Annotated in this window: 21 protein-coding genes; 3 read left to right on the top strand and 18 right to left on the bottom strand. The window is 72.9% G+C overall.

Annotation, left to right across the window (positions count from 1 at the left end):
• Window positions 1-3: 3 nt before the first annotated feature.
• Complete coding sequence (locus tag ACFV3R_RS20675; protein WP_385584807.1) at window positions 4-762, top strand: hypothetical protein; 759 nt, start codon at window positions 4-6, stop codon at window positions 760-762.
• Window positions 763-1,011: 249 nt separating this feature from the next.
• Window positions 1,012-1,710, top strand: coding sequence for a hypothetical protein (locus ACFV3R_RS20670; protein ID WP_385584805.1), 699 nt, complete (start codon window positions 1,012-1,014; stop codon window positions 1,708-1,710).
• A gap of 49 nt (window positions 1,711-1,759) precedes the next feature.
• On the opposite strand, the gene ACFV3R_RS20665 is transcribed toward ACFV3R_RS20670, so the two are convergent.
• From ACFV3R_RS20665 to ACFV3R_RS20610, 12 genes are all read right to left on the bottom strand, one after another.
• The gene (locus ACFV3R_RS20665; RefSeq protein ID WP_385584802.1) at window positions 1,760-2,425 is read right to left on the bottom strand and encodes an OmpA family protein; all 666 of its coding nucleotides are present in this window, start codon (window positions 2,423-2,425) and stop codon (window positions 1,760-1,762) included.
• Between the two features lie 7 nt (window positions 2,426-2,432).
• The gene (locus tag ACFV3R_RS20660) at window positions 2,433-3,026 is read right to left on the bottom strand and encodes a hypothetical protein (protein WP_385584799.1); all 594 of its coding nucleotides are present in this window, start codon (window positions 3,024-3,026) and stop codon (window positions 2,433-2,435) included.
• 14 nt (window positions 3,027-3,040) lie between these two features.
• Entirely contained in the window at window positions 3,041-3,679 is a 639-nt protein-coding gene (locus tag ACFV3R_RS20655; RefSeq protein ID WP_385584795.1) for a pilus assembly protein TadG-related protein, read from the bottom strand.
• Window positions 3,680-3,690: 11 nt separating this feature from the next.
• The gene (locus ACFV3R_RS20650) at window positions 3,691-3,852 is read right to left on the bottom strand and encodes a hypothetical protein (RefSeq protein ID WP_385584791.1); all 162 of its coding nucleotides are present in this window, start codon (window positions 3,850-3,852) and stop codon (window positions 3,691-3,693) included.
• A gap of 545 nt (window positions 3,853-4,397) precedes the next feature.
• Entirely contained in the window at window positions 4,398-5,306 is a 909-nt protein-coding gene (locus ACFV3R_RS20645) for a DUF5936 domain-containing protein (protein ID WP_385584789.1), read from the bottom strand.
• A 12-nt stretch (window positions 5,307-5,318) separates the two neighbouring features.
• Window positions 5,319-6,266: a type II secretion system F family protein gene (locus tag ACFV3R_RS20640; protein WP_385584786.1), complete on the bottom strand. Its 948-nt coding sequence runs from the start codon at window positions 6,264-6,266 to the stop codon at window positions 5,319-5,321.
• A gap of 112 nt (window positions 6,267-6,378) precedes the next feature.
• The gene (locus tag ACFV3R_RS20635) at window positions 6,379-7,728 is read right to left on the bottom strand and encodes a CpaF family protein (protein ID WP_385584783.1); all 1,350 of its coding nucleotides are present in this window, start codon (window positions 7,726-7,728) and stop codon (window positions 6,379-6,381) included.
• 100 nt (window positions 7,729-7,828) lie between these two features.
• Window positions 7,829-8,296 (bottom strand): TadE family protein, encoded by a 468-nt coding sequence (locus tag ACFV3R_RS20630; RefSeq protein ID WP_385584780.1) that lies wholly within the window; start codon window positions 8,294-8,296, stop codon window positions 7,829-7,831.
• Entirely contained in the window at window positions 8,293-8,835 is a 543-nt protein-coding gene (locus ACFV3R_RS20625; RefSeq protein ID WP_385584777.1) for a TadE/TadG family type IV pilus assembly protein, read from the bottom strand. Before ACFV3R_RS20625 ends, ACFV3R_RS20630 begins: the two co-directional genes overlap by 4 nt.
• Window positions 8,836-8,837: 2 nt before the next feature.
• Window positions 8,838-10,160: a CpaE family protein gene (locus ACFV3R_RS20620; RefSeq protein ID WP_385584774.1), complete on the bottom strand. Its 1,323-nt coding sequence runs from the start codon at window positions 10,158-10,160 to the stop codon at window positions 8,838-8,840.
• Window positions 10,161-10,173: 13 nt separating this feature from the next.
• The gene (cpaB, locus tag ACFV3R_RS20615; RefSeq protein WP_385584771.1) at window positions 10,174-10,893 is read right to left on the bottom strand and encodes a Flp pilus assembly protein CpaB; all 720 of its coding nucleotides are present in this window, start codon (window positions 10,891-10,893) and stop codon (window positions 10,174-10,176) included.
• A gap of 145 nt (window positions 10,894-11,038) precedes the next feature.
• Window positions 11,039-13,336, bottom strand: a complete 2,298-nt coding sequence (locus tag ACFV3R_RS20610) for a hypothetical protein (protein ID WP_385584768.1) — start codon at window positions 13,334-13,336, stop codon at window positions 11,039-11,041.
• Window positions 13,337-13,865: 529 nt separating this feature from the next.
• On the opposite strand from ACFV3R_RS20610, the gene ACFV3R_RS20605 reads away from it, so the two are divergent.
• A complete protein-coding gene (locus ACFV3R_RS20605; RefSeq protein ID WP_385584860.1) occupies window positions 13,866-14,852 on the top strand; it encodes a chitinase in 987 nt (328 codons plus the stop codon).
• Window positions 14,853-15,096: 244 nt separating this feature from the next.
• Here ACFV3R_RS20605 and ACFV3R_RS20600 read toward each other — a convergent pair whose 3' ends face one another.
• The 6 genes from ACFV3R_RS20600 to ACFV3R_RS20575 all read right to left on the bottom strand — a co-directional run bounded on the left by ACFV3R_RS20600 (window position 15,097) and on the right by ACFV3R_RS20575 (window position 21,680).
• Window positions 15,097-15,861, bottom strand: coding sequence for a DUF4097 family beta strand repeat-containing protein (locus ACFV3R_RS20600; RefSeq protein ID WP_385584765.1), 765 nt, complete (start codon window positions 15,859-15,861; stop codon window positions 15,097-15,099).
• Between the two features lie 235 nt (window positions 15,862-16,096).
• Window positions 16,097-16,978 (bottom strand): trypsin-like serine peptidase, encoded by an 882-nt coding sequence (locus ACFV3R_RS20595; protein WP_385584762.1) that lies wholly within the window; start codon window positions 16,976-16,978, stop codon window positions 16,097-16,099.
• A gap of 379 nt (window positions 16,979-17,357) precedes the next feature.
• Window positions 17,358-18,827 (bottom strand): GntP family permease, encoded by a 1,470-nt coding sequence (locus ACFV3R_RS20590; protein WP_385584759.1) that lies wholly within the window; start codon window positions 18,825-18,827, stop codon window positions 17,358-17,360.
• 440 nt (window positions 18,828-19,267) lie between these two features.
• Window positions 19,268-19,687, bottom strand: coding sequence for a RidA family protein (locus ACFV3R_RS20585; protein ID WP_385584756.1), 420 nt, complete (start codon window positions 19,685-19,687; stop codon window positions 19,268-19,270).
• The gene (locus tag ACFV3R_RS20580) at window positions 19,684-20,448 is read right to left on the bottom strand and encodes an IclR family transcriptional regulator (RefSeq protein WP_385584752.1); all 765 of its coding nucleotides are present in this window, start codon (window positions 20,446-20,448) and stop codon (window positions 19,684-19,686) included. The genes ACFV3R_RS20585 and ACFV3R_RS20580 overlap by 4 nt, the downstream gene beginning before the upstream one ends.
• The gene (locus ACFV3R_RS20575) at window positions 20,445-21,680 is read right to left on the bottom strand and encodes a sugar kinase (protein ID WP_385584749.1); all 1,236 of its coding nucleotides are present in this window, start codon (window positions 21,678-21,680) and stop codon (window positions 20,445-20,447) included. The genes ACFV3R_RS20580 and ACFV3R_RS20575 overlap by 4 nt, the downstream gene beginning before the upstream one ends.
• Between the last annotated feature and the right edge of the window lie 107 nt (window positions 21,681-21,787).

Below are 21,787 nucleotides of genomic sequence, written 5' to 3'. Positions count from 1 at the left end.
GCAATGAGACTTCACCTCGACGAAAATTTTAGCAGTCAAGTAGAAGATCAGCGCGCACTCCAGATGCCCAACTTCTCGCTGGGCGATCTAAGCATCTCGGCCCGGAGAGCCACCGACCCGGAAGGGCGCGACACCCAATCGAACGACACTTTCGGCAGCACCGACTGGCTGTGGTCTGGAGACGATGAATTCCGCTTCAGCATGGATGACAAGAGGTTGCTCAGGCTCCGCCTGTCGATTCCAGAAGAGCAGGCATCCCACTGCACCCGAGATGCGTTGACCACCTGGAGGTCCGCACCAATCATGTCAGGGTCGCTCGTGGCAGACAGCATTGAAGATTTCAGATGCCCACCCACAACAATTCACACGATAACACCCCTCGGCGACTACCTTGTCTGCACACAGGGAGGGGAAGCTCCACAATCAGGTTCCTTGCGGCTGAATGTCGCACATAACCTCGACCTACTGTTTCGAGACGCTCAGCTGTACGGATGGGCTGTACACAACCCCGCTTCACTCCTCGGGTGTCACGAAACAACAACACCCACAGAACTAGACGGGCGCACTCTCGCACGTTTCATGCAGCTCACCACTGGGAAGCCTTTCGAGCGTGTACAAGAAGGCCACGAGTCAGCCCGCAAAGAGCTACGCGACTTTCATGCCGCTACTGATAGTTCAACCTCAGAACTTGTGAAAATGATCCACGCACGAGTCGGCGAAATCTGTGAAGACTGGTGCTTTGACGACGAAAACAGGACCTGACCTCACCCACATTTTTCATTATTAATGGAATTGCGGCGGCACTAAAATAACCCAGGAGATATAGCGCTCATCATGAGTACACCTTCGGATCGTCCATTCCAGCCCCCTCCTAACGGCCCTGCCCACCCTTCACAGCCCTTCCACCCGGCGCCCGCCCCACCTGATCAAGGCCCAGCCCCACAAACGCCCTACCCCTACCCACCACCACCCCCGCTCCAGCGGTACGCCCCCAATAACACCCCCTACAACATGCCGCCGCAACAACCCCCTTACGGCTGGGTGCCGCCGGGCCACCTGCCGCGGAAGAGTGGTAAGGCGAAGGCTCTCGGCATCGTCGGAGCGGTTGTCGGACTCGTCGTTGTCGGGTCGGTCATCGGCGCGGTGCGGTCCGGCGGACAAAACGGTAGCGGGGGTCGTGGCAGCTCCGCCGACAGTTTGGACGCCGGACCGAGGTACAAGATCAGCGTGCCCAAAACGTTGTTGGACGGTCAGTACACGCTCTCCCAGGACGTCAGTAAGCAGGCAGACGCACAGGTACCGAACGAGGGATCCTACTCGCACGATCTGAAGACCGTGGGTGGTCAGTACACCGGCGGCATGAAGTCCATCGTCCTGCTCGGCATGTACGGCATCATCGACGACCCTCAGCAGTCCGTCGACAGCACAATCCACGGCATGACCACGGGGGGCAAAGCAACCGTTGCTGTCCCTCAGAAGAAATACACACCGAACGGAGCCGACTCCCTGACCTGCGGCGTCATGGAGACGTCTCAGGCCGGGCAGAAGGTACCTGTTCCGTACTGCGTGTGGGCCGACCACAGCACCTCGGGCAACGTCGTACGGTCTGACGCCGCCGACATCGGCAAGGACCCGGAAAGCATCGACGTTGCGGCATTCGCACAGGAAGCAGCAGAGATCCGCGACGAGGTGAGGAAGCCCATCGGGTAAGCACGGGGGCCCTGCACAGCACGTCTGCGCGGCCCGACCGACGCACCCGCTACGAATCCGTCCGCGGAAAACTGACCTCCACCCGGCGGTTCTTCTTGCGGCCGTCCTCCGTGGAGTTGTCGGCGATGGGGTACTGCTCGCCGTAGCCGCGGATCTGGAAGGCGACGGTGGCGCCCAGCTTGGTCGCCAGTTCGCGTTGGACGGCGTTGGCGCGGGCCTTGGAGAGGACCAGGCCGTGGGCGGAGGAGCCGAGATCGTCGGTGAAGCCGAAGACGCGGACCTGCTCGGCGTTCTGCTTCTTGATCTCGGCGGCGATGGTGTCGATGCGGGAGCGCGCGTCGCCGCCGAGCTTGGAGCTGTCCTTGCCGAACAGCACCTCTGCCTGGAGGGCGAAGGTGACGTTGGAGTTGGTGTCCTGCCGGCGCTCCTCGCCACCGTCGGACTCCACGATCGACTTGATGTTGAGGACCTTGGCAGGGGCAAGCGTGGCGCCCTCGACCATGCGGAGGTCGGGGTCGTGCGTGTCCAGCGGTACCGGGGGGCTGGAGTCCTCCACGATGCCTGGCACCCCGTCGGCCATGGGGATGGAGGGGACGTTCGGGGCGGCTGTGGCCGGCTGGGCGGTGGTCAGCAGGAGGACGACCGCGGCGGCGGGCACGGCTCCTCTGCGGAGGGCGGGGAGGGCCACGGCGAGCGGGCGGGGGCGGGCGGTCATCGCGGCGTCACCCGCTGATCTGGACGGTTGCGGGCGGGAAGGTGGGGAGCTCGAAGCTGACCTCGGAGACGTCGTTGGGCGGGGCGGGGAACTGCATGAAGACGGGGAGTTTCTCGTCTGCCTTGAGGACGGCCAGACCCGTCGTGCACAGGCATCGGCCTTCGGTGTCGCGGAGGACGTAGTAGCGCTTCTTCCCCTGGCCGTCCACCAACGTGGCACCGGCAAGGGAGATGCCGTGTTTACGGACATCCGTCTCGTCTCCGCGCCAGCGCGAGTCTCCCGGTAGGAGCTTGCCTGAGGTGTTCTCCAGTTCACCGCTCACCGTGACGAAGCCACCGTTGTCGCGCTTGGCTTGTGTGAGTCGCAGGACGACCCCACTCGCTCCCTTGAGTTCGGCGATCTCCTGACCGGACGACGAGTCGCCGTTCTCCTGGTCGGAAGCAGCAGACGTATGAGGAGCTGACGAAGGCGTATCAGTCCTGTTGCCGCCCCCGTTCCCGGGGCTCTCGTCACCACAGGACACAAGGGCGAACGTCAGTGACCCGACAACGACTGCCGCCCCCAGTTTCCCGAGGAGTTCGCGGACGTGTCGACTGCTCATTTCTTCCCTCGCGATCAGTGGGCCAGTTCTACAGAGAACAGGTCGGCGGCATCCGGCAGGAGATGGATCTTCTCAGGGTCGACGGTCCAGTCTCGGCCATCGCAAGTGAGTTCCACGAGTGGGGGCGTCTTGCCCTTCTCCCGCCGCGCGCGGCTCTCGCTGTCATCTGCCTTCGGGTCTTCAGCGGAAGCGCTCTTCGCCGTGCACCGAGGCTTCACTACAGCAACTGCGTCTGCGGTGGCGTGGGCGCTGGAGGTGATGGCGACGAGAGAACGCCCCACGGGTTTCCGAGTGGTGACGTGGACGGCGAACCGTGTCGGCCCGAACTCCGGCCCACAGCTCGCGTCAGCTCCGTTCCTGCTCGCATACCACTGTGCGTCGGCACAGGAAGAGGAGGTGTCTCCCAGAATGCCCTGCAGGACGTCCGAGAGGGAGCCACCCTGCTCGATCGCGTCGGCGATGCCCGTCCTGAGGTGGTCCCGATACGTCTGCGCGGCGGCGAGGGCAGCGGCATCCGCTGCGGTCTGCGCACCGTTCCGAGAGGCTGAAGCTTGCCCCACGGCGAAGAACGCCAGTGCCAGAAACAACAAACCGGCCACTGCGACCACATAGATCGGGAAAGCCTGCCCGCTCTCCCGGTGGCCGCCGCCCATCGTCCCGACTGTCAGCCGAGGAGCTGCGAGATCTTCGAGGTGATCGCGTTGTAGATCGTGTCGCCGATATCCGTCCCCGAGATCGCGATCACGATCAACACCACCACAGCGATGATCCCCAGATACTCGACCGAGGTCTGCCCCCGGTCGTCTCCCAAGAACCGCTTCCGCATGGTCTTCCCCTCCAAGGGCGCGCGGGCCGTCGAGGTCCGGCTGGTCTGTCCCCGTGGTGTCGCGACGGTCCGCGGGCGGCGTGGGCGCGACAGGAGAAACGTACGCCGGGAACACGGTCCGGGAACAGTCCGACTTGTTCCATTCTCTCGTCAAGTAGGAGAAGTTGGGGAGTCGGTGGCTGAAACCGCGTAACAGGTGACGCATCAGGCACTTGTGTGACAGGGAGGGGGTCAGGCCGCGGGGGAACCCGCTACCGGACGCACGGAGAACGAGGCGCCTCGGCACGGCGTGCAGCAGAGTTCTCGGGCTGGTACTCGGGCTGGTGCTCGGCATGTGGCGCGTCACCGCCCCTCCCCCTCGCCGCATCCGCCGGACGGGTGTCGTCGCTCGCCCGCTCCTCCGGGCCGGGGGCGCGGTGGCGTCACCACTGTGGCACAGACGGTTGCGTTTGCGAAGGCGTTGTCATCGGACCGATATGCGGCCGGGGAGGGGGCGGGCGTCGCCAACCCGGCGCGACTCGCCTCGGATTGGGGCGTCACGCTCCTCATCCGCCCAGCACCGACCCGAAGTCCGTCCCCGACCCGAGGAAGAAGGCAGCGACGAGCAGGATCATGGTCGCGGGGACCATCAGCACGGTGACGACCATCGTGGCCTTGGGGACGGCGCGGGCGGCGCGGCGGCGGGCGTTCTGGGCGTCGGTGCGGCGCATGTCGGCGGCGATCTGGATGAGGGTGTCGACGATGGGTGAGCCCAGTTCCTCGCCCTGCTGGAGCGCGGTGACGAACTGGGCGACCTGTTCGGAGTCGTTGCGGCGGCGCAGTTCGTCGAAGGCCTCGCGGCGGCTGACGCCCATGTCCATCTGGCGCAGGGTGATGCGCAGTTCGTCGGCCCAGGGGCCCTCGTACTTCTCGGCGACGCGTTCCAGGGCCTGGCGGAAACCGAGTCCGGCGCTGACGACGACGGCGAGGACGTCGAGGAAGTCGGGCAGGGTGCGCTCGATGGTGTCGCGGCGCTGACGGATGGCGGACCAGATGCCCACCTCCGTCCAGAACGCGCCGAAGGCCAGCATGAGGAGGGCGAGGAGCCACTGGGAGCGGGCCAGCATGACCAGGGCGCCGACGGTGCCGAGCAGGGCGTAGACGGCGCGGCGGGCGGCGTAGCGGTCGACGGTGAGGCCGCCGGGGTTGCCGGCGAGGTCGATGCGGCGGCGGAGGCGGGCCACCCGGCGCTCGCCCATCAGCCGCAGGACGAGCGGGGCCCAGCGCATGCCGGTGCGGTCGACGAGGGAGCCGACGGCGGAGGTGCGGGTGGCGCCGACCTCCAGGGCGACGGCGAGGTCCGGGGGCAGCCGGGCCTCGCGGCGGTAGAGCGAGAGGCCGTAGCCGGCGAGCGCGACACAGGCGGCGGCCAGCAGGGCCAGCAGCGGCCCGAGCCAGGGGAGGAGGCTGGTCATGGTGGCGGGCCCCTAGACGTCGATCCGGGAGAGGCGGCGGATGAGGAAGAAGCCCAGGCCGTAGAGGGCGAAGGCGGCGACCACGGCGGCCTGGCCGAGGAAGGTGGAGGTCATGCGGTCGACGGTGCCGGGCGCGATGCGGTCCAGGAGGAGCAGGGTGCCCAGACCCAGCAGGGGCACGACGTAGGCGGTGATGACGACCTGGGAGAGCTGGGTGCGGACCTCGCGCCGGGTCTCCTTGCGCTCCTCCAGGGTGCGGGTGAGGTTGCGCAGTGAGCCGACGACGGTACCGCCGGCCCGGTTGGAGAGGACGAGGGTGGAGACCAGGACGGCCAGTTCGCGGGAGGGCAGGCGGGTGGAGAGGTCACCGAGCGCGTCCTCGACGGACTGGCCGACGGCGAGCTTGTCGGCGACCCGGCCCAGTTCCTCGCCGGCGGGCGCGTCCAGTTCGTCGGCGGCCATGCCCAGGGCGGTGCGCAGGGCGAGACCGGCCTGGGTGGCGTTGGCGAGGATGCGGGCGAGTTCGGGGAGCTGGTTGATGAAGCGCTCGATGCGTTTCTGGCGTTGCCAGTTGAGGAACGCTACGGCGGACCAGACGGTGACGAGGGCGGCGAGCGGGCCGAAGAAGGGGGCCAGGACGGCCTGCGCGACGATCCACAGGACGACGACGGCGGCGAGCAGCGCGGCGGTGAACTCGCCGGGGGTGACGTCGCGTCCGGTGGCGGCCAGGCGCAGTTCGAGGCCGCGTCCCAGGCGGGTGGTCCGCAGTCGGCGGTCGAGGCCGGCGAAGTGGCGGCGGCGGCCGGTCAGCGGGGTGGTGGGGTGGTCGCTGAGGCGGTCGACGATCGCACGGCGCTGGGCCCGTCCGCCGCCGTAGACGCGGACGCCGACGACGGCCAGTGCACCGCCCAGCAGGGTGCCACCGAGTACGGCCAGGCCGAGGGCGTGCGTGGTGTCCACGGGGTTCTCCAGCCTCTTTCTCTCGTGGGGTCTCGTGGGGTCTCGTGGGGTCTCGTGGGTCTGGTGGGGGTGCGAACGGGTTGCGGTCGGGGGCAGGCGGCGGGGGCCGCGGTCAGCCCGGGGCGGGGGCGTGGCGTACGGCGAGGTGGTCGGGGTGGGCGGCGACCTCGTAGCCGGGGGGCGGGGTCTCGCCGGCCAGGTGGAGGCGGGCGGCGACGCTGCGGGGCAGCGGGAGGTGGCGGAAGCGGCCGCGGACGGTGCGGTCGGCGCTCGGCGGCTCGGCCTCGAAGCGGCAGACGGTGGCGAGGCGGTAGGGCTCGGGGCCGCGGGAGTCGAGGATGGTGACCTCGCTGACGCGTCGGGAGCCGTCGGCGTGGCGGGTGAGCTGGACGACGCAGTCCACGGCGCTGTTGATCTGGTCGCGGAGCGCCTCGTAGGGCACCTTCACCTCCGACATGGAGGCGAGGGTCTGGAGCCGCATCAGGGCGTCCTCGCAGCTGTTGGCGTGGACGGTGGCCAGGGAGCCGTCGTGGCCGGTGGACATGGCCTGGAGCATGTCGAGGGTCTCGCCGCCGCGGACCTCGCCGACGATGATGCGGTCGGGGCGCATGCGCAGGGAGTTGCGGACGAGGTCGCGGATGGTGACCCGGCCCTTGCCCTCGACGTTGGGTGGGCGCGATTCCAGGCGGATGACGTGGGTCTGCTGGAGCTGGAGTTCTGCGGCGTCCTCGACGGTGATGATGCGCTCGCCCTCGGGGACGAGGCCGGAGAGGGCGTTGAGCAGGGTGGTCTTGCCGGCACCGGTGGGTCCGGAGACGACGAGGTTGAAGCGGGCGCGGACCAGGCCGGCCAGCAGCATGACCGTCAGCTCGTCGAGGGTGCCCATGCCGACGAGTTCGGCGAGCGTGTAGGCGCGGGGGAAGCGGCGGATGGTGAGGGTGGCGCCGTTCAGGGCCAGCGGCGGGATGATGACGTTGACGCGTTCGCCGGTGGGGAGGCGCGCGTCCACCATCGGGTTGGACTCGTCCACGCGGCGGTTGACGGCCGAGACGATGCGCTCGATGGTCTGCATCAGCTGCTCGTGCGAGGCGAAGCGGACGGGGACGAGTTCGACGCGTCCGGCGCGTTCCACGTAGACCTGGTCGGGCCCGTTGACCATGATCTCGGTGACGGTGGGGTCCTCCAGCAGCGGTTCGAGGACGCCCAGGCCCAGTGCCTCGTCGACGACGCGGCGGACCAGCCGGGCGCGTTCGTCGGTGGACAGGACGGGGCCCTCGCGGCTGATGAGGTGGCCGAGGACGCGTTCCAGGCGGCCCCGTCGCTCCTCCGCGCTGAGCGAGGACATCTCGGCGAGGTCGATCTCCTCCAGCAGCTTGGCGCGGTAGACGGCGACGAGGTGCCCGTCGTGGCGGCCTGCCGCCTCCGCGGCTTCGGGGCTGGCGATGCGGGACCTCAGGCTCATCGGGCGGGGCCTCCTTCCGGGGCGTGGGGTGGGCGGGGTCGAGGGGGTGGCGGTGGGCAGCGGTGGCGCGGCCGGGGTCGGGGCGCGGCGGTCGTGGGGGTCACGGCGGGAAGGTGGTGTGGTGCGGTGGCATGGGCATGGTGGCGCTGCGGGTGGCGTGGCCGAGGTCGGAGAAGCCGGGCAGCAGGGAGGGGATGGCGACGGTGACGGTGGCCGTGCAGCTGCCCGCCCCCGGGGCACAGGGGACGCCGGTGACGGTCGCACGGTCGGCGACCCAGCCGGTCATGGCGTCCCGCCCGGCCGCGGCGGGGGCCGCCGGGCGGTCGAGGGTGGCGGCGCGGGCCGCGGCCCGGGCGCCGGTGCCCGCCTGCTGCACGGCGTAGGCGGCGAGACCGAGTTGGACGACGGCGAGGCCCACGGCGAGCAGGACCGGGAGGAACCCGAGGAATTCGAGCGACGCCTGGCCCAGGTCGCGGGCAGGACGGACGGGGCGGCCCCGGCCGGGCCAGAGGGGCCGGGGCCGGTGCCTCGTCCGGTGCGGGGCTGCGAGCGGCTGTCGTCGGCTCATGGTCGGGTCTCCTCCCGGACCGCGCCGGCGTCGCCGGTCACCGTCCACGGCAGGCTGCCCGCGCCGGGGAAGAGCAGCGGCACGTGGATCGACACGGTCGCCCGGTAGAGGTCGCCGCTGGGGCCGCAGCTCGGTTCGGGGGCGTAGGCGGCGCCGATGTCGCGGGTGGCGGCGGTCTGGCAGGCGGCGGCGCCGCCCTCGCTCGCCGCGCCGGCCCGGGCGCCGCGGTCGGCGGCGTGCGCGGCGAGGGAGTAGGCGTAGCCGACGAGCACCAGCTGCCAGAGCGCCACCAGCACGGCGGCTATCAGCGGCAGCATGCCGAGGAACTCCACGGCGACCTGTCCGCTGTCGGGTGCTCCGGTGACCGTGCCCCGCCCCGCGCTGCGGGCGCGCGCGTCCCGGCTGCCGCCGGGGGCGGCCGTCCTCCGCCGCTGCCTGCGGCCGTGCGCGCTCCCGCCGGTGCCGGGGCCGTCCGTGGCGGGGCCGCGGCCTCGCGTCCGCGCGGTGCCGCGTGCTCGGATGACCGCCGCCGTGGCCATCGCTACCGTCCCGGGTGGGGCCCGACCGGGCCGTGGGGTGGCGGGACCGCGGCGGGCAGTGCCTTGCCGCGGCGGCCGGTCAGGGTGGGGCGGGCGCGGTGGTTGCCGCGGCCGCCGTTGCGGGGGCCCTGGCCGGTGCGGTCGTGGCCGAGGCCGAGTTCCTCGGCGAGGGTCCACAGTGCCTGGCGGACGGCCGAGCGTCCGTCGAGGTCCTGCATCCGGCCGGCGTCGACGTGCGGCTGGAGTTCGCGGAACCCGGCGGGCACGTGGGTGCGCGTGACGGTGGTGCCGGTGGTGCGGGCGACCAGGGCCGGGGTGATCTCGGTGCTGCGGACCAGGCGGTTGACGACGGTGGTGGTGGTCTCGGGGCGGCGGACCCGCAGCCGCTCCCAGAGCCCGACCTGGCGTTTGGCGGCCCGGACGCTCACCACGTCCGGGGTGGTGACCAGCAGGGCGGTGTCGGCCAGTTCGACGGCGGCGGCGTTGGCGGCCTGCATCTGGCTGCCGCAGTCGGCGACGACGACCGCGTGGCGGGCGCGCAGTCCGGCCAGGACCTGGCGGGCGGTGCGGTCGTCGACCTCCTCGCCGCGTTCCCCGTTCTCCGGGGCGAGCAGGACGTCCAGGCCGGTGTGGTGGCGGTGCAGGACGTCCTGCAGGACGCGGGGGGAGACGTCGCGGATGCCGGCGAGGTCGGCGATCGAGCGGCGGAACCGCACGTCGAGGTAGGCGCCGACGTCGCCGGCCTGGAGGTCGAGGTCGACGAGGGCGACGCTGCGTCCCTGGGCCAGGGCGGCGAGGGCGAGTTGGACGGCGGTGACGGTGGTGCCGACCCCGCCCTTGGCTCCGGAGACGGTCACCAGGGTGCTGGGCGGCCCGGCGGCGCTCTCCTGGCCGCCGAGGTGGGCACGGAGGCCGGCGGCCCACTCCCCCGCGGCGGTGACGCGGGCCGCGAGTTCGTCGAAGGTGAGGGGCAGCGCGACGAGGCCGCGGGCCCGGGCGTCCATGGCGGCGGCGAACGTCGCCGGGCCCGGGTCGGTGGTGAGCAGGACGACGCCGACGGTGGGGAAGCGCTGCGTGATCTCGGTGATGAGTTCCAGGGCCGGTGCGGGGCCGATGCGTTCGTGGACGAGGACGACCTCCGGCAGCGCCTCGGCGGCCCCGCGGAAGCCGTCGGGGCCCTGACCGCTCCGGCCGAGGCGGTCGAGCAGGGCGGTGGAGTCGGCGGCGGGCGCCTCCAGACGGGCTTCGGGCAGCCGGTCCAGGAGGGTGGCGAGGGCGTGCCCGACGTCGGGGTCGGCCACGGCCGGGAGGATGCGGAGGGTCACGTGCTGCTCCCGCTCACTTGTCGCCGTCGAGGGTGTAGGTGCGGTCGCCCGGTGCGATGGTGTCCGATCCGCCGGGGGCGACCAGCGCGAGGCGGACGTGGGTGGCGAAGGACTCGGCGTAGGCGACGCGTTGGGCGTCCTTGGTGTCCAGGGCGAAGGTGATGGGCACGGACTCGCCGGTGCGGCGCGCCGAGCTGCCGGTGTCCTCCGGCGGGGCGGTGTCGAGCGAGGTGAGCTTGCCGACGGCCAGCACGTGCGCGTCGGCCACGATGACCTTGGAGACCGGTTCGTCCTCGGTGCGCTTGCCCTCGAAGGTGGCGTAGATGTTGACCCGGGAACCGGGCGTGATCTTGCCGGCGACGCCCGTGGACGCGTCGATCATGATGGCGATCTCCTGCTGGCCCGGCTTGAGCGCGGGGCGCGCCACGACCATGTCGTCCTGGAGCAGGGAGCCCTTGTGCAGTTCGGTCACGGCGATCTTGCCGCGGACGGCGTCGAGGTCGGTGACGGCGGTGCTCGGCAGCCACCGCTTCGGTATGGCGACCTTCTCGAACTGGGCCGGGTCCACGCTCTGGTAGGGGGCGATGTTCCCCTTCAGCCGGTAGGCGGTGACCTCCGGGCCGACCTTGGACTCGACGTCGCTGACGATCGACAGCACGCCGACGAACACGCCGATGGCGCACAGGACCGACAGGAGCAGCAGGATCACTCCGCGGCGCTGGCGAGAGTTCATGGGTGGCGGACCTCGATCGGGGCGGACGGCGGGGGGACGGGCGGGGACGGGGCGCGTCGTGGTGGGACGGCCGGCGGTGGCGGGGCGGCCGGGGGGCGCCGGGACGCGCGGGCGGGCGGCCCCGCGGGGGGAGCCGGGCGGACGGTCATCGGGGGGTGTCCCCTCTGCCCGGCGTCTGCCTGGCGCGCAGCCCCTCCGCCGGGCCGCGCGGGGCGGTGGGGAGGTGGAGGGCGCGCGGCTGCGTGGCGGGGCCGGGGGGCTCCGGCGCGGCGGCCTCGGGCAGTTCGCGGGCCGGGCCGGGGCTGTGCGGGGTGTCCGGCGGGTGCGTCTGCTTCTGCTGTCCGCGGTGCCCGGCCGGCAGGGGCGCGTGGCGCGAGGTGAAGGAGGGGGCGTAGGGCGGTACGTGCCGGGCGGCGGCGGGGTCGGCCTTGACGCCGGGTCCGCCGTCGAACGTCGTCGGTACGGCGAACGGGGTGCGCAGTGCCCGGCGGGGCGTCCCCGCTGCGCCGCCCTGCGCCGCAGCCGGCGGCCCGTCCGCCTCCGCGGCGGCGGCCGGTTCGACTGCTCCGGGCGGGGCCGGCAGCGGCGTACCGGGGCTGGTTGCGGGCTTGCGGAGGGCGCGGGCCTCGGGGGTGGCGTCGGCCCTGGGGGCGGTGGCGGCGGTCCGGGGGGCGTCGGCCGCGCCCGGGGTGTCAGCCGTCGTGGGGCGGGGCGGGGCGGGGTACGCCGGCGTGGGCGGAGGTGTGGCGGCCTCGGTCGTCTGCGGGAACGGCGGGGCGGCAGGGGCGGTGGGAGGCGGGGGAGCGGCGAGGGGCGAGGGCCCGGCCGGGTCGGCGGCAGGCGGCAGGGGGGCAGGCAGGGCTGCGGCCGGGGGCGGGAGGGGCACCTGTCCGGTGGGGACGCCGGTGGGAGCCACCGGGGACAGACCGCGGTGTTCGAGTGCGGATCCGAGGACGGTGGGCCCCGTGGGCGCTCCCGGGCCCTGGGCACCAGCGGGGCCGCCGGGCCGGTCGGAACCGTCGAGGCCACTGGGGCCGGTGGGGCCATCGGGGCCGGTGGGGGCAAGGGAAACGGCGGCACCGGCGGAAGCGGCGGGGCCGACCGGGGTGACGTCAGCGGCCGGGGCCACGGCAGTGGCGGCGGAGGCGGCGGAATCCGCGGGTCGGCCGGCCGGGGCGGGCCACGTGGAGCCCTCCGCGGGCCGGGGCGCGCTCCCCGGCCACTCCCCCGTCGGCTGCTGACGACCGCGCCCGTTCACACCGTCCTGGCCACCGGCGGCCCCGTGCTGCCCGCCAGCCGCACCGTGCTGCCCCGGGGCCGTACCGTCCCAGGGGCTCCTGCTCCCGGGGCCGGCGCTCCCGTTGGCCACGTACCGGTCACCGCCCTCGCCGTGGCCTGCGGGGAAGGACGTGGCGGGCGGGGTGTCGGTGGCGCCGGTCCAGGGTCCGAAGGCGCCCTGGGGCACGGCCACGGGCTGGGCAACGCCCGGCCAGGACGGCTCGGCCGGGTGGGGTGCGGGGGCACCGCCGGGTGCGGTCGCCTCCTGGTCCGGGCGGGGGGGCCGGGTGGCCGGCGCGGACCGCTTCGGCTCCGGCGCCGGGGGGTGCGGCTCGTCCTCGCGGGGTACCGGAGTGGCGCAGAACGCGCAGTGGTCGCCGATGAGTTCGGCGCCGCACCAGCCGCACTCCTCGCGGCGCACCGAGGTGACCAGTTGGTGGAGGACGGAGAGGTCGGGGAGCGCGGCGACGAACTCCACGAGCTTGTTCGTGCCCCACCACGCGGTGGACTCGACGGGCAGCGGCACCTCGTGGGTGGTGTACGCCTGCCAGACCCGGCCGAGGTCGGTGCGGACCCAGTCGCTGTGCGACTGGCCGCGGGCCAGGGTGAGGGAGACCGCGTGGCCGGGTGCGGGAAGGGCCTCCGGCGGGTGGCCGCGGTCCAGCGGGACGAGGTGCGGCTCGGGGTGCGCGAGGGCGACGAAGGAGCTGCCGGGCAGCCAGGAGCGCAGGTGGGCGCGGAGGTCCACGTCCAGCCGGTCCAGGCCGCTGAGGCTGCCCAGGACGGCGCCGGTGTGGACGTAGTGGGCCAGCAGCCGTGCCGAACAGGCCAGGACGCCGGGGCTGATGCCGTAGGGCGAGAGCTCCCGGAGCTGGCGCGCGAGGACCGCCACCGCGAGCGGCGGCAGGTCCAGCGGGACGATGGCCATGCGCGCGCTGTCGGCGAGGGTGCGCAGGGCGTGCAGCCGGCGCACGTGGCGGGGCGGGCAGACGGCGGAGTACAGGACGACGAGGTGCCCGTGGTGGTGCAGTAACGCCTGCGTCTCCTCCCATGCCTCGTCCAGGGGTTGGGCCTCGGGGGCGCGCAGCACGACGGCGGGCGGGGTCTGCCGGTCCAGGGCGGGCAGGGCGAGGTCGGAACTGGTGACAGCCACGGCGGTCGGCACGTCGCACCCTCCCCTCCTGGGACCACGACGGCCTGGGCCGTGCGGTGGTCCGGCTGTTCCGCCCCCGTCCGGTGCCGCGGTGGTCGACGCGGCGTCGGACTTCCGTCTCTTCCTCAGCACTGTAACGACGAGATACGTCCGAGAGAACACGTTCTGGGGGACTCGTCTCGACCACCGGGACCGGCGGGCGGAGGGCGATCACCAGCGAGGACGGTGGAACGGCGCCGCCGCGCAGCCGCCCGGGGGCGCCGGGCGGGGCGGGTGCCGCTGCCCGGTTGAGGGGTGGATTCCGCCCGGGCTATTGACATGCTCATTGGTCTGGACCACGTTGTACGGCAGCACAGGGGCCCCTGAGCGTGCACCGCAGACCTGCCAACTTCCCCCCACGGAGGCCGCTTTGGCACGCGCACTCGCGCCCGGACACGCAGTCGACCCGCTCCCCGGCCGCCCGGCCGGAGCCCTTTCCACCACCGGCGACCGGTCCGCCCGGCAACGGCGCAAGAGGTCCTCCCGCGGGGCCGGCCGGGGCCTGCTCGCCTCCCTGGCGGTGGCCGCGCTGGCCGCCGCCGGGCTGTTCTCCGCCCAGGGCGCCACCGCGGCTCCGGCGAAGACGCCGGCCGGGCGGTCCGCGGCGGCCGCCCCCGCCCACGCCGTCACCGGCTACTGGCAGAACTTCGACAACGGCGCGGCCGTCCAGAAACTCCGGGACGTGCCCGACGACTACGACATCATCGCGGTGGCCTTCGCCGACGCCACCTCCACGCCGGGCGCGGTGACCTTCAACCTGGACCCGGCCGTCGGGTACGCCTCCGTCGACGACTTCAAGGCCGACATCAAGGCGGAACAGGCCGCCGGCAAGTCGGTGGTCATCTCGGTCGGCGGGGAGAAGGGGTCGGTCTCGGTGAGCGACTCCGCCTCGGCGACCGCCTTCGCGGACTCGGTCAACGGCCTGATGGACGAGTACGGCTTCGACGGCGTCGACATCGACCTGGAGAACGGCCTGAACTCCACCTACATGACGCAGGCCCTCAAGGCAGTGCACTCGGCCCACCCGCAGGCGGTGGTCACGATGGCCCCGCAGACGATCGACATGCAGTCCACCGGGACCGAGTACTTCAAGACCGCGCTGGGCGTCAAGGACTTCCTGACGGTCGTCAACATGCAGTACTACAACAGCGGTTCGATGCTGGGCTGCGACGGCAAGGTGTACTCGCAGGGCTCGGTGGACTTCCTCACGGCACTTGCCTGCATCCAGCTCGAAGGGGGTCTCTCCCCCTCGCAGGTCGGCCTCGGCGTTCCGGCGAGCACCTCGGCGGCAGGCAGCGGCTACGTCTCCCCCTCCGTGGTCAACGCGGCCCTCGACTGCCTGACGAAGGGCACCGGCTGCGGCTCCTTCAAGCCCTCGAAGACCTACCCGGGTCTGCGGGGCGCGATGACCTGGTCGACCAACTGGGACGCGAGCAGCGGCAACGCCTGGTCGAGCGCCGTCGGACCGCACGTCCACGGCCTGTCCTGACCCGGCTCCCCGCCCGCAGCGCCCCGAGGCGGCACGGGCGGGCGGGTTGCGGGACGGCCGCGCCACGGCCCACGGCCCTCCCCGCACAGCACCACCGACAGGCCCACCCCCCACACCGTCAGGCCCCGGAACCCACGCCCGGGGCCTGAGCGGTGTCCGGGCACGGGTCCGGCCTGCCGCCACCGGTCGCACCCGCCGCGTGCCGGTCGCCGGTCGCCGGTCGCCGGTCGCGGCAGACCTCCCCTCAGCCCCGGTGCGCCTCGACGTCCCCGTTGACGGTGCGCAGGGTGAGCCGGTGGCCGTCCGCGCCGCGTGCGGGCACCTCGACGGTGGCGGTGCCGTTCACGGTGGTCGCTTCGGTGAGGTAGGAGGGGGCCGTGGCGGGGAGGGCGAGGCGGACGGAGCCGTTGCGGGTGACGCCGCGCACCGCCGTCGGGGAGGTGGCGCAGGCCAGTTCGACATCGCCGTTGACGGTCTGGGCCTCGATCCTCCCGCCGCCCAGGCCGACGACGCGCACCGAGCCGTTGCGGGTGGTGAGCCGGTCGGTGCCGTGGGAGCGGCCCGCGTCCTCGACGGTGACGTCCCCGTCGACCGTGGTGAGGTCGAGCGAGCCGTGCACGTCGCTGACGTCGACGCCCGCGGTACGGGCCCGCACCGTCACGGAGGCGTCCGAGGGCACATGGACGACGGAGACGCCGGAGCAGGCGTCCCGGTCGGCTTGGCCGCACGGCAGGTCCAGGGTGCGGGTTGCCCCCTCGCCACTCCAGTCCGCCTTCGTCCCACCGGCCACCGTCACCCCGTGTCCCGCCGAGCCGACCAGCCGCACCCCGCCCTCGGTGGTGACGATCAGGTGGCCGCCGGCGGGCAGTTGACGCCGGCCCGGTGAGGCACCCGGGGGGCCGTGCGGCACGGTGCCGGAGTCGGTGCCGGCGCAGCCTGCCGTGCCCAGGGCGAGTAGCAGCAGGCCGCCGGCGGCCGCGAGTGGTGCCCGTCCGGTGGAGGTCCTCATGACGGTCGTCTGCCCGGCGGGAGGCGCGCTCACCCCCGCCGGGACGCGGCACGGGGACGGCCGGCCGACGTGCTGTCGGGCCCCGGGCCGGGGCGGTCGGCCGACGTGCTGCCGTCGCGACGGGGCCGGGTGGGCCCGCGCCGCGGCGGTCGGTGCCGCGGCGGTCCGTGCCCGGCGCGGGAGGGTCAGGTCCTCGCGCCCGTCCGGAGCGCCGCGGCCCGGTGCGGGGCGCCTGTCAGCGGCGGGCGGCTGCGGGCTTGGGGAGGGTGCAGCCGGCGGCGTCGAGGTCCAGGGCGTTGCCGGCACCGAAGCAGGCCGGGATCAGGTAGGTCTCCTGGGCGTAGCCGACGTTCTGGCGGACGGTGACGGCGCCCTGTTCGTCGACCTCACACGGGTTGTCGACGGTGCAGCGCTCGCCGCTCTCGTTGATGGTGTTGTTGACCGCGGTCACCTGGCCGGTGCTCTGGTCGATGACGGGCGAGCCGGAGGTGCCGCCGATGACCTCGCAGCCGGAGGTGTAGCGGACGGAGTCCTTCCAGGTCCAGTCGCCCTCCTTGAGCCGGTAGGCGAAACCGTCCACGGCGCAGTTGTAGATCTTCTTCCAGTAGCCGGAGACGACGCTGATCCTGTGGCCCTGCACGGGGTGGGAGGCCGAGAGCGTCAGCGGGGCGATGCCGGTGGACTGCTGTATCTGCGCGTAGCTGCGGTTGAGGTGGTAGAGGGTGATGTCGGTGTCGGTCATCGTCGAGTAGAGGACCCGGTCGGCGCGGAGGGTGCCCGCGCTGCCGGCGGAGGCGTTCAGGAGCGTGAAGGTGCGGCTGGAGGGCTGGTCGGTGATGACCTCGCCGGCCGCCGGGAAGCCGCTCTCCAGGCAGTGGCCGTTGGTCAGGACGAGCCCGGGGTCGCCGGGCTGGGAGTCGGGCAGCCGGATCAGGGAGCCCGAGCAGTTGCTGAGGGCGACGGTACCGGCGAAGTTCACCGCCGCCTTGGTGGCGGTCGCCGGGGAGGCGGCCGGGGCCGCCGGCCGGGATGCGGCGACGGCCGTCCCGGTGCCGCCGGCGAAGGCGGCGACACTCAGGGCGACGGCGCTCAGCACGCCGAGGAGAGGCTTGCGCATGTGGGGGTCCTCTCGACTGTGCCCGGGGGCCGGAGGGCGCCTCGGGCGGTGAAGGGTGAACGCATTGTCGGTGTACCGACAGCGAGTTGACCACCCCGCCTCCCCAACACGCCCGGAAACCACCGGAGTACGCACCCGCCACCGGGACGGGCCGCCCGTCTGTCCGGACGCGGCACGGAACCGCGGAGCCCTGCCCCGGCGCCCCCGCTCCCGGCTCCCGGCTCCCGGTGCACGGCGACGGCCCGCCACCGCGCCCCGGAGGGCGGGTGACGGGCCGTCGTGCGGTGCCCGTCCGGGCCGGTGCCGGCACCCCGCACCGGGGCCCGGCCCGTGCTGCCCCGGCCGGCGACGTCTTCTCCGTCACCGGACGGGGCGCCGGTCAGACGAAGAGGCTCACCACCGCCGCCACCACGAAGCCCGCGACGGAGAGGACCGACTCCAGCACCGTCCAGGTCATCAGCGTGTCCCGCTCGGAGATGCCGAAGTACTTGGCGACCATCCAGAACCCGCCGTCGTTGACGTGCGAGGCGAAGATCGAACCGGCCGAGATGGCCATGATGACCAGCGCCAGGTGCGGCTGCGAGAAGCCCTGGCCCGCCACCAGCGGCACGACGATGCCGGCGGTGGTCACGATGGCGACGGTGGCCGAGCCCTGGGCGACGCGCAGCACCAGCGAGAGCAGGTACGCCAGGAGGATCACCGGCAGGCCGACGCTGTGGAAGGTCTCCGAGAGCGCACCGGCGACCCCGCTGCCCTGGAGGACCGCGCCGAAGATGCCGCCGGCGCCCACCACGAGCAGGATGTTGCCGACCGGCTTCAGGGAGGCGGTCGAGACCTGCTCCAGCGACTTGCGCGACCAGCCGCGGCGGATGCCCAGCAGGTAGTAGGCGGCCAGCAGTGCCAGGGTCAGCGCGACGAAGGGCGTGCCGAAGAACTGGAAGACCGACCGCAGGTGGCTGGGGTCCATCGCGATGGAGGAGAAGGTCGACAGCAGGATCAGCACCAGCGGGATGGCGATGATGGTGAGGACCACGCCCAGCGAGACCGGCTTCTCCCGCGGGGTGACGCCGGCCGCCCGCTGTTCGGCGGCGACGGCCTCCTTGGCCTCCTCGGCCGCCTCGACCATGTCCTGCGGGATCTCCACGAAGATCCGCTTGCCGATCCAGGCCGCCCAGGCCCAGGTGGCGAGCACCGCGGGGATGCCGCAGAGCAGGCCCATGATGATGATCCAGCCGAGGTCCACGTGGAACAGGCCGGCCGCGGCCACCGGGCCGGGGTGCGGCGGCAGGAACGCGTGGGTCATCGACAGGGAGCCGAGCAGCGGCAGGCAGTACAGCAGCATCGACTTGCCGCCGCGCCGGGCCGCCGCGTAGACGATCGGGGCGAGCACGAAGATGCCGATGTCGAAGAAGACCGGGATGCCGAAGATCAGACCGGTCAGCCCCATGGCGATCGGGGCGCGCTTCTCACCGAAGAGGTCCAGCAGCCGGCCGCTGAGGACCTCGCCGCCGCCCGAGACCTCCAGCACCGCGCCGAGCATGGTGCCCAGGGCGATGATGATCGAGATGTGGCCGAGGGTGCCGCCCATGCCGCTCTCGATCATGGACTTCACGTCGGAGTTCTGCACGGTGCCGAACAGTTCGGTCACGGAGAGGCCGGCCCCCAGGCCGACGGCGACCGACACGGCCAGCAGCGCCACGAAGGGCTGCAGCCGCACTTTGATGATCAGGAACAGCAACAGCAGGATGCCGAGCGCGGCGACGGTCAGCAGTCCGGCGGTGCCGGGTATCAGGGCCAACAGGCCCCCGGTGTGTGGCGGCGCCTTGGCTGCCGCGGCTGCGAGGGGCATGGGGTGACTCCGTTGTCAGGCAGGGATTTCCGGGCGGAAGGTCACGGTCGGCAGACCGGGCCGGCGGGGGTTTTCGGGTAGGGGCCACCGCAGCGCGGGAGCCGGGGGACCGGGGGGTGGTCAGGAGGTGCGCCGGGGGCGCGGTGGGGCCTGGAGCCGTCCGGGCGGGACGGGGCCCTTGTGGGGCTGCGTCCCTCGCTGCGGCTGCGTTGCCGCGGGCGCCGGGTACGGCGGGCCCGGTGGCCGGGCCGGCCCCGGTGCGGGCGGGGCGGACCGGGCGGTCGGGGGCGGCCCCTGGGCGCGGAGCACTTCGGGACCGGGGAGGCGCCGGGGCGCCGGGTGGTGCGGGACGGGGTGAGGGGCCGGGCGGTACCGGGCCCCTCGCTGCCTGTCCGGTGCGGGTGACGGCCGGCCGCGGGCCGGCCGTCACCGCCGGAGGGTCAGCCCAGGACGGCGAGCGCGTCGATCTCGATGAGCAGGCCCTTGGGCAGGCCCACGTACACCGTCGTACGGGCCGCGGGAGCCTCCTTGAGGCCCTCGGCGGCGAAGTACTCGTTGTAGATCTCGTTCATCTCGGCGAAGTGGTCGACGTCCGTGAGGTAGACGCGCATCATCATCACGTCGTCCCAGGAGGCGCCGCCCTCCTCCAGGATCGCCTTGACGTTGGCGAAGGTCTGGAGGGTCTGCTCGCGCAGCGTCGGGCCGGCCGGGGTGGGCGCCTGGCCCTCCACGGCGGGCAGGAAGCCGACCTGCCCGGCGACCTGAAGGATGTTGCCCTTCTTGACGCCGTGGGAGAACTTGGCCGGCGGGACCGTGTGGGTCGCGGGGGTCAGCGCGGTCTTGGGGAGCTGGTCGCTCATGATCGGTCTTCCTTGGTAGGGGGGTTACCGGAGTACTCCCGGCTGATGGCGTCGGCGGTCCGCCGCACCAGCGGGAGGAGGCTGAGGAGTTCTTCGGCGGACACCACGACGTTCGGTGCGGAGACCGACATCGCGGCGACGACCCGCCCGTCCGTTCCCCGGACGGGCGCGCCCACGCAGTTGATGGACTCTTCGTGGCCACCGAGGTCGGTGGCCCAGCCCTGCTCGCGCACCTGCGCCAGTTCGGCCAGGAAGGCCGGGGCATCGGTGATCGAGCGGGGGGTGTAGCGAGGGTAGTCGAGCCGCTCGGCGATCGCCCGGCGCTCCGGCTCGGGCAGATCGGCCAGGAGCAGCTTGGCGACGGCCGCCACGGTGATCGCCACGGGCTTGCCGACCCGCGAGTACATGCGGACCGGGTAGCGGCTGTCGACCTTGTCGATATAGAGCACCTCGTTCTCCTCGTACACGGCGAGGTGGACGGTGTGGCCGCACTTCTCGTTGAGTTCGACGAGGTGGGGGTGGGCGATCTCGCGGACGTCGAGGTTCTCCACCGCCTGCGAGGCCAGCGCGAAGAGGCGGGCGCCCAGCCGGTAGCGCTGGTCGGGCTGGCGGTGGACCAGGCCGTGCTCATGGAGGGTGCGCAGCAGCCGCAGCGCGGTGGACTTGTGCACCTCCAGGGCGGTGGCGACCTGTTCGAGGCCGGCCGGGCCCTCGGCGAGGAGCGGCAGGATGCGCAGCGCGCGGTCGACTGTCTGGCTCATGGTGCCGGAACCTCCACGGGTGTCGGGACGGCGACGGGGTGTTCGGTCCAGCCCGGCCCGAGCCGCAGCGCGCCCCACGCCTGGTCGTCCAGGGCCGCCAGCGCGTCGGCGTGGGCGCGGGCGGGCGGCACGCCCAGGTCGCCGGGGACGGTGAGGGAGGCCGCGGCCATCAGGTGGCCGTGGCGGACGCGGTCGCGCACGGGCAGGCCGCGCAGGGTCGCCGAGAGGTAGCCGGCGGCGAACGCGTCACCGGCCCCGACGGGCACCACGACGTCGACCTTGAGCGCCGGCACGAAGGTCACCTCGTCACCGCCGTCGGGCTGCCGCCGGTAGACCGTGACGCCCTCGTGGCCCTGCTTGACGACGAGCTGCTCGGGTTCGGGCAGGGCCTCGCGCACGGCGTCCGGCCCGTACAGCCCCCAGGCCGCCTCGGCCTCGTCCTCGCCGACGAAGACCAGGTCGCAGCCGCGGGCCAGCTCCAGGAGGACGGCGGGCCCGGCACTTTCGCCTCCGGTGGGCGCCTCGGCGGCCCGGTCGGCGGCGGCCTGCCAGAGCCCGACGCGGTAGTTGACGTCGAAGGAGAGCAGCGGGCGGCCCTCGGTGCGGCGGGCGAGGGTGCGCAGCACCGCCAGGCAGCCGTCGGAGAGCGCCGCGGTGATGCCGGTGACGTGGACGACGCGGGTGCCGGCGAGGGCCGCCGGGTCCAGGGTGTCGGGTGTCATGGCGGAGGCCGCGGAGCCGGCGCGGTAGTAGACGACTTCGGCGAGCGCGGGCGCGGCGTCCTGCGGCCGGGCCTCCGGTGCGGCGGGCTCGGCGTCGGTGCGGGGCTCGCCCTCGGCGCCGGTGGCACGCTCGCCGGCCGTGCGGAAGTAGATGCCGGTGGGGCGGCGCGGGTCCCGCTGGACGTGGTCGACGTCGACGCCGTGGGCGGCGATCTGCTCCAGGAGGTGGTCGCCGAAGCCGTCGGTGCCCACGCGCGAGACCCAGCGCGCCCGGTGGCCGGCGCGGGCCAGCAGGCAGGCCACGTTGGACTCGGCGCCGCCGATGACGCGGTCGAAGGAGGGCACGTCGGCGAGCCGTCCGGGGGTGGCCGGCAGGAACGTGACCATCGACTCACCCAGGCACACGACCTCCACGCCCTCGGCGCCGGCCGCGGGCGCCTGAGCGGCGGTGCCCGCGCCGCGCCCACCCGTTTCGAGGCGGTGCGGGGGCAGGGGCTCAGGCGTGGTCACGATGGCCGTCCATTCCGTGGGGGCGGGTCCGGCGGCGCTCCGGGGCCGCCTCCCGGCCGTTGACCGGGTAACGGGTCGGATGTTAGACAGCGTTAAGCGATACACGC

The organism is Streptomyces sp. NPDC059740, from assembly GCF_042733155.1.
Lineage (GTDB): Bacteria > Actinomycetota > Actinomycetes > Streptomycetales > Streptomycetaceae > Streptomyces.
This window is presented reverse-complemented; position numbering and strand designations above follow the sequence as displayed.

What these genes read in the sequence shown, in the direction of transcription:
- ACFV3R_RS20650 (WP_385584791.1), bottom strand. Translation starts at nt 3,852, where the DNA reads ATGCGGAAGCGGTTCTTGGGAGACGACCGGGGGCAGACCTCGGTCGAG.
- ACFV3R_RS20630 (WP_385584780.1), bottom strand. Translation starts at nt 8,296, where the DNA reads ATGAGCCGACGACAGCCGCTCGCAGCCCCGCACCGGACGAGGCACCGG.
- ACFV3R_RS20590 (WP_385584759.1), bottom strand. Translation starts at nt 18,827, where the DNA reads ATGCCCCTCGCAGCCGCGGCAGCCAAGGCGCCGCCACACACCGGGGGC.
- ACFV3R_RS20670 (WP_385584805.1), top strand. Translation starts at nt 1,012, where the DNA reads ATGCCGCCGCAACAACCCCCTTACGGCTGGGTGCCGCCGGGCCACCTG.
- ACFV3R_RS20645 (WP_385584789.1), bottom strand. Translation starts at nt 5,306, where the DNA reads ATGACCAGCCTCCTCCCCTGGCTCGGGCCGCTGCTGGCCCTGCTGGCC.
- ACFV3R_RS20600 (WP_385584765.1), bottom strand. Translation starts at nt 15,861, where the DNA reads ATGAGGACCTCCACCGGACGGGCACCACTCGCGGCCGCCGGCGGCCTG.
- ACFV3R_RS20675 (WP_385584807.1), top strand. Translation starts at nt 4, where the DNA reads ATGAGACTTCACCTCGACGAAAATTTTAGCAGTCAAGTAGAAGATCAG.
- ACFV3R_RS20585 (WP_385584756.1), bottom strand. Translation starts at nt 19,687, where the DNA reads ATGAGCGACCAGCTCCCCAAGACCGCGCTGACCCCCGCGACCCACACG.
- ACFV3R_RS20580 (WP_385584752.1), bottom strand. Translation starts at nt 20,448, where the DNA reads ATGAGCCAGACAGTCGACCGCGCGCTGCGCATCCTGCCGCTCCTCGCC.
- ACFV3R_RS20665 (WP_385584802.1), bottom strand. Translation starts at nt 2,425, where the DNA reads ATGACCGCCCGCCCCCGCCCGCTCGCCGTGGCCCTCCCCGCCCTCCGC.
- ACFV3R_RS20625 (WP_385584777.1), bottom strand. Translation starts at nt 8,835, where the DNA reads ATGGCCACGGCGGCGGTCATCCGAGCACGCGGCACCGCGCGGACGCGA.
- cpaB (WP_385584771.1), bottom strand. Translation starts at nt 10,893, where the DNA reads ATGAACTCTCGCCAGCGCCGCGGAGTGATCCTGCTGCTCCTGTCGGTC.
- ACFV3R_RS20635 (WP_385584783.1), bottom strand. Translation starts at nt 7,728, where the DNA reads ATGAGCCTGAGGTCCCGCATCGCCAGCCCCGAAGCCGCGGAGGCGGCA.
- ACFV3R_RS20655 (WP_385584795.1), bottom strand. Translation starts at nt 3,679, where the DNA reads ATGGGCGGCGGCCACCGGGAGAGCGGGCAGGCTTTCCCGATCTATGTG.
- ACFV3R_RS20595 (WP_385584762.1), bottom strand. Translation starts at nt 16,978, where the DNA reads ATGCGCAAGCCTCTCCTCGGCGTGCTGAGCGCCGTCGCCCTGAGTGTC.
- ACFV3R_RS20660 (WP_385584799.1), bottom strand. Translation starts at nt 3,026, where the DNA reads ATGAGCAGTCGACACGTCCGCGAACTCCTCGGGAAACTGGGGGCGGCA.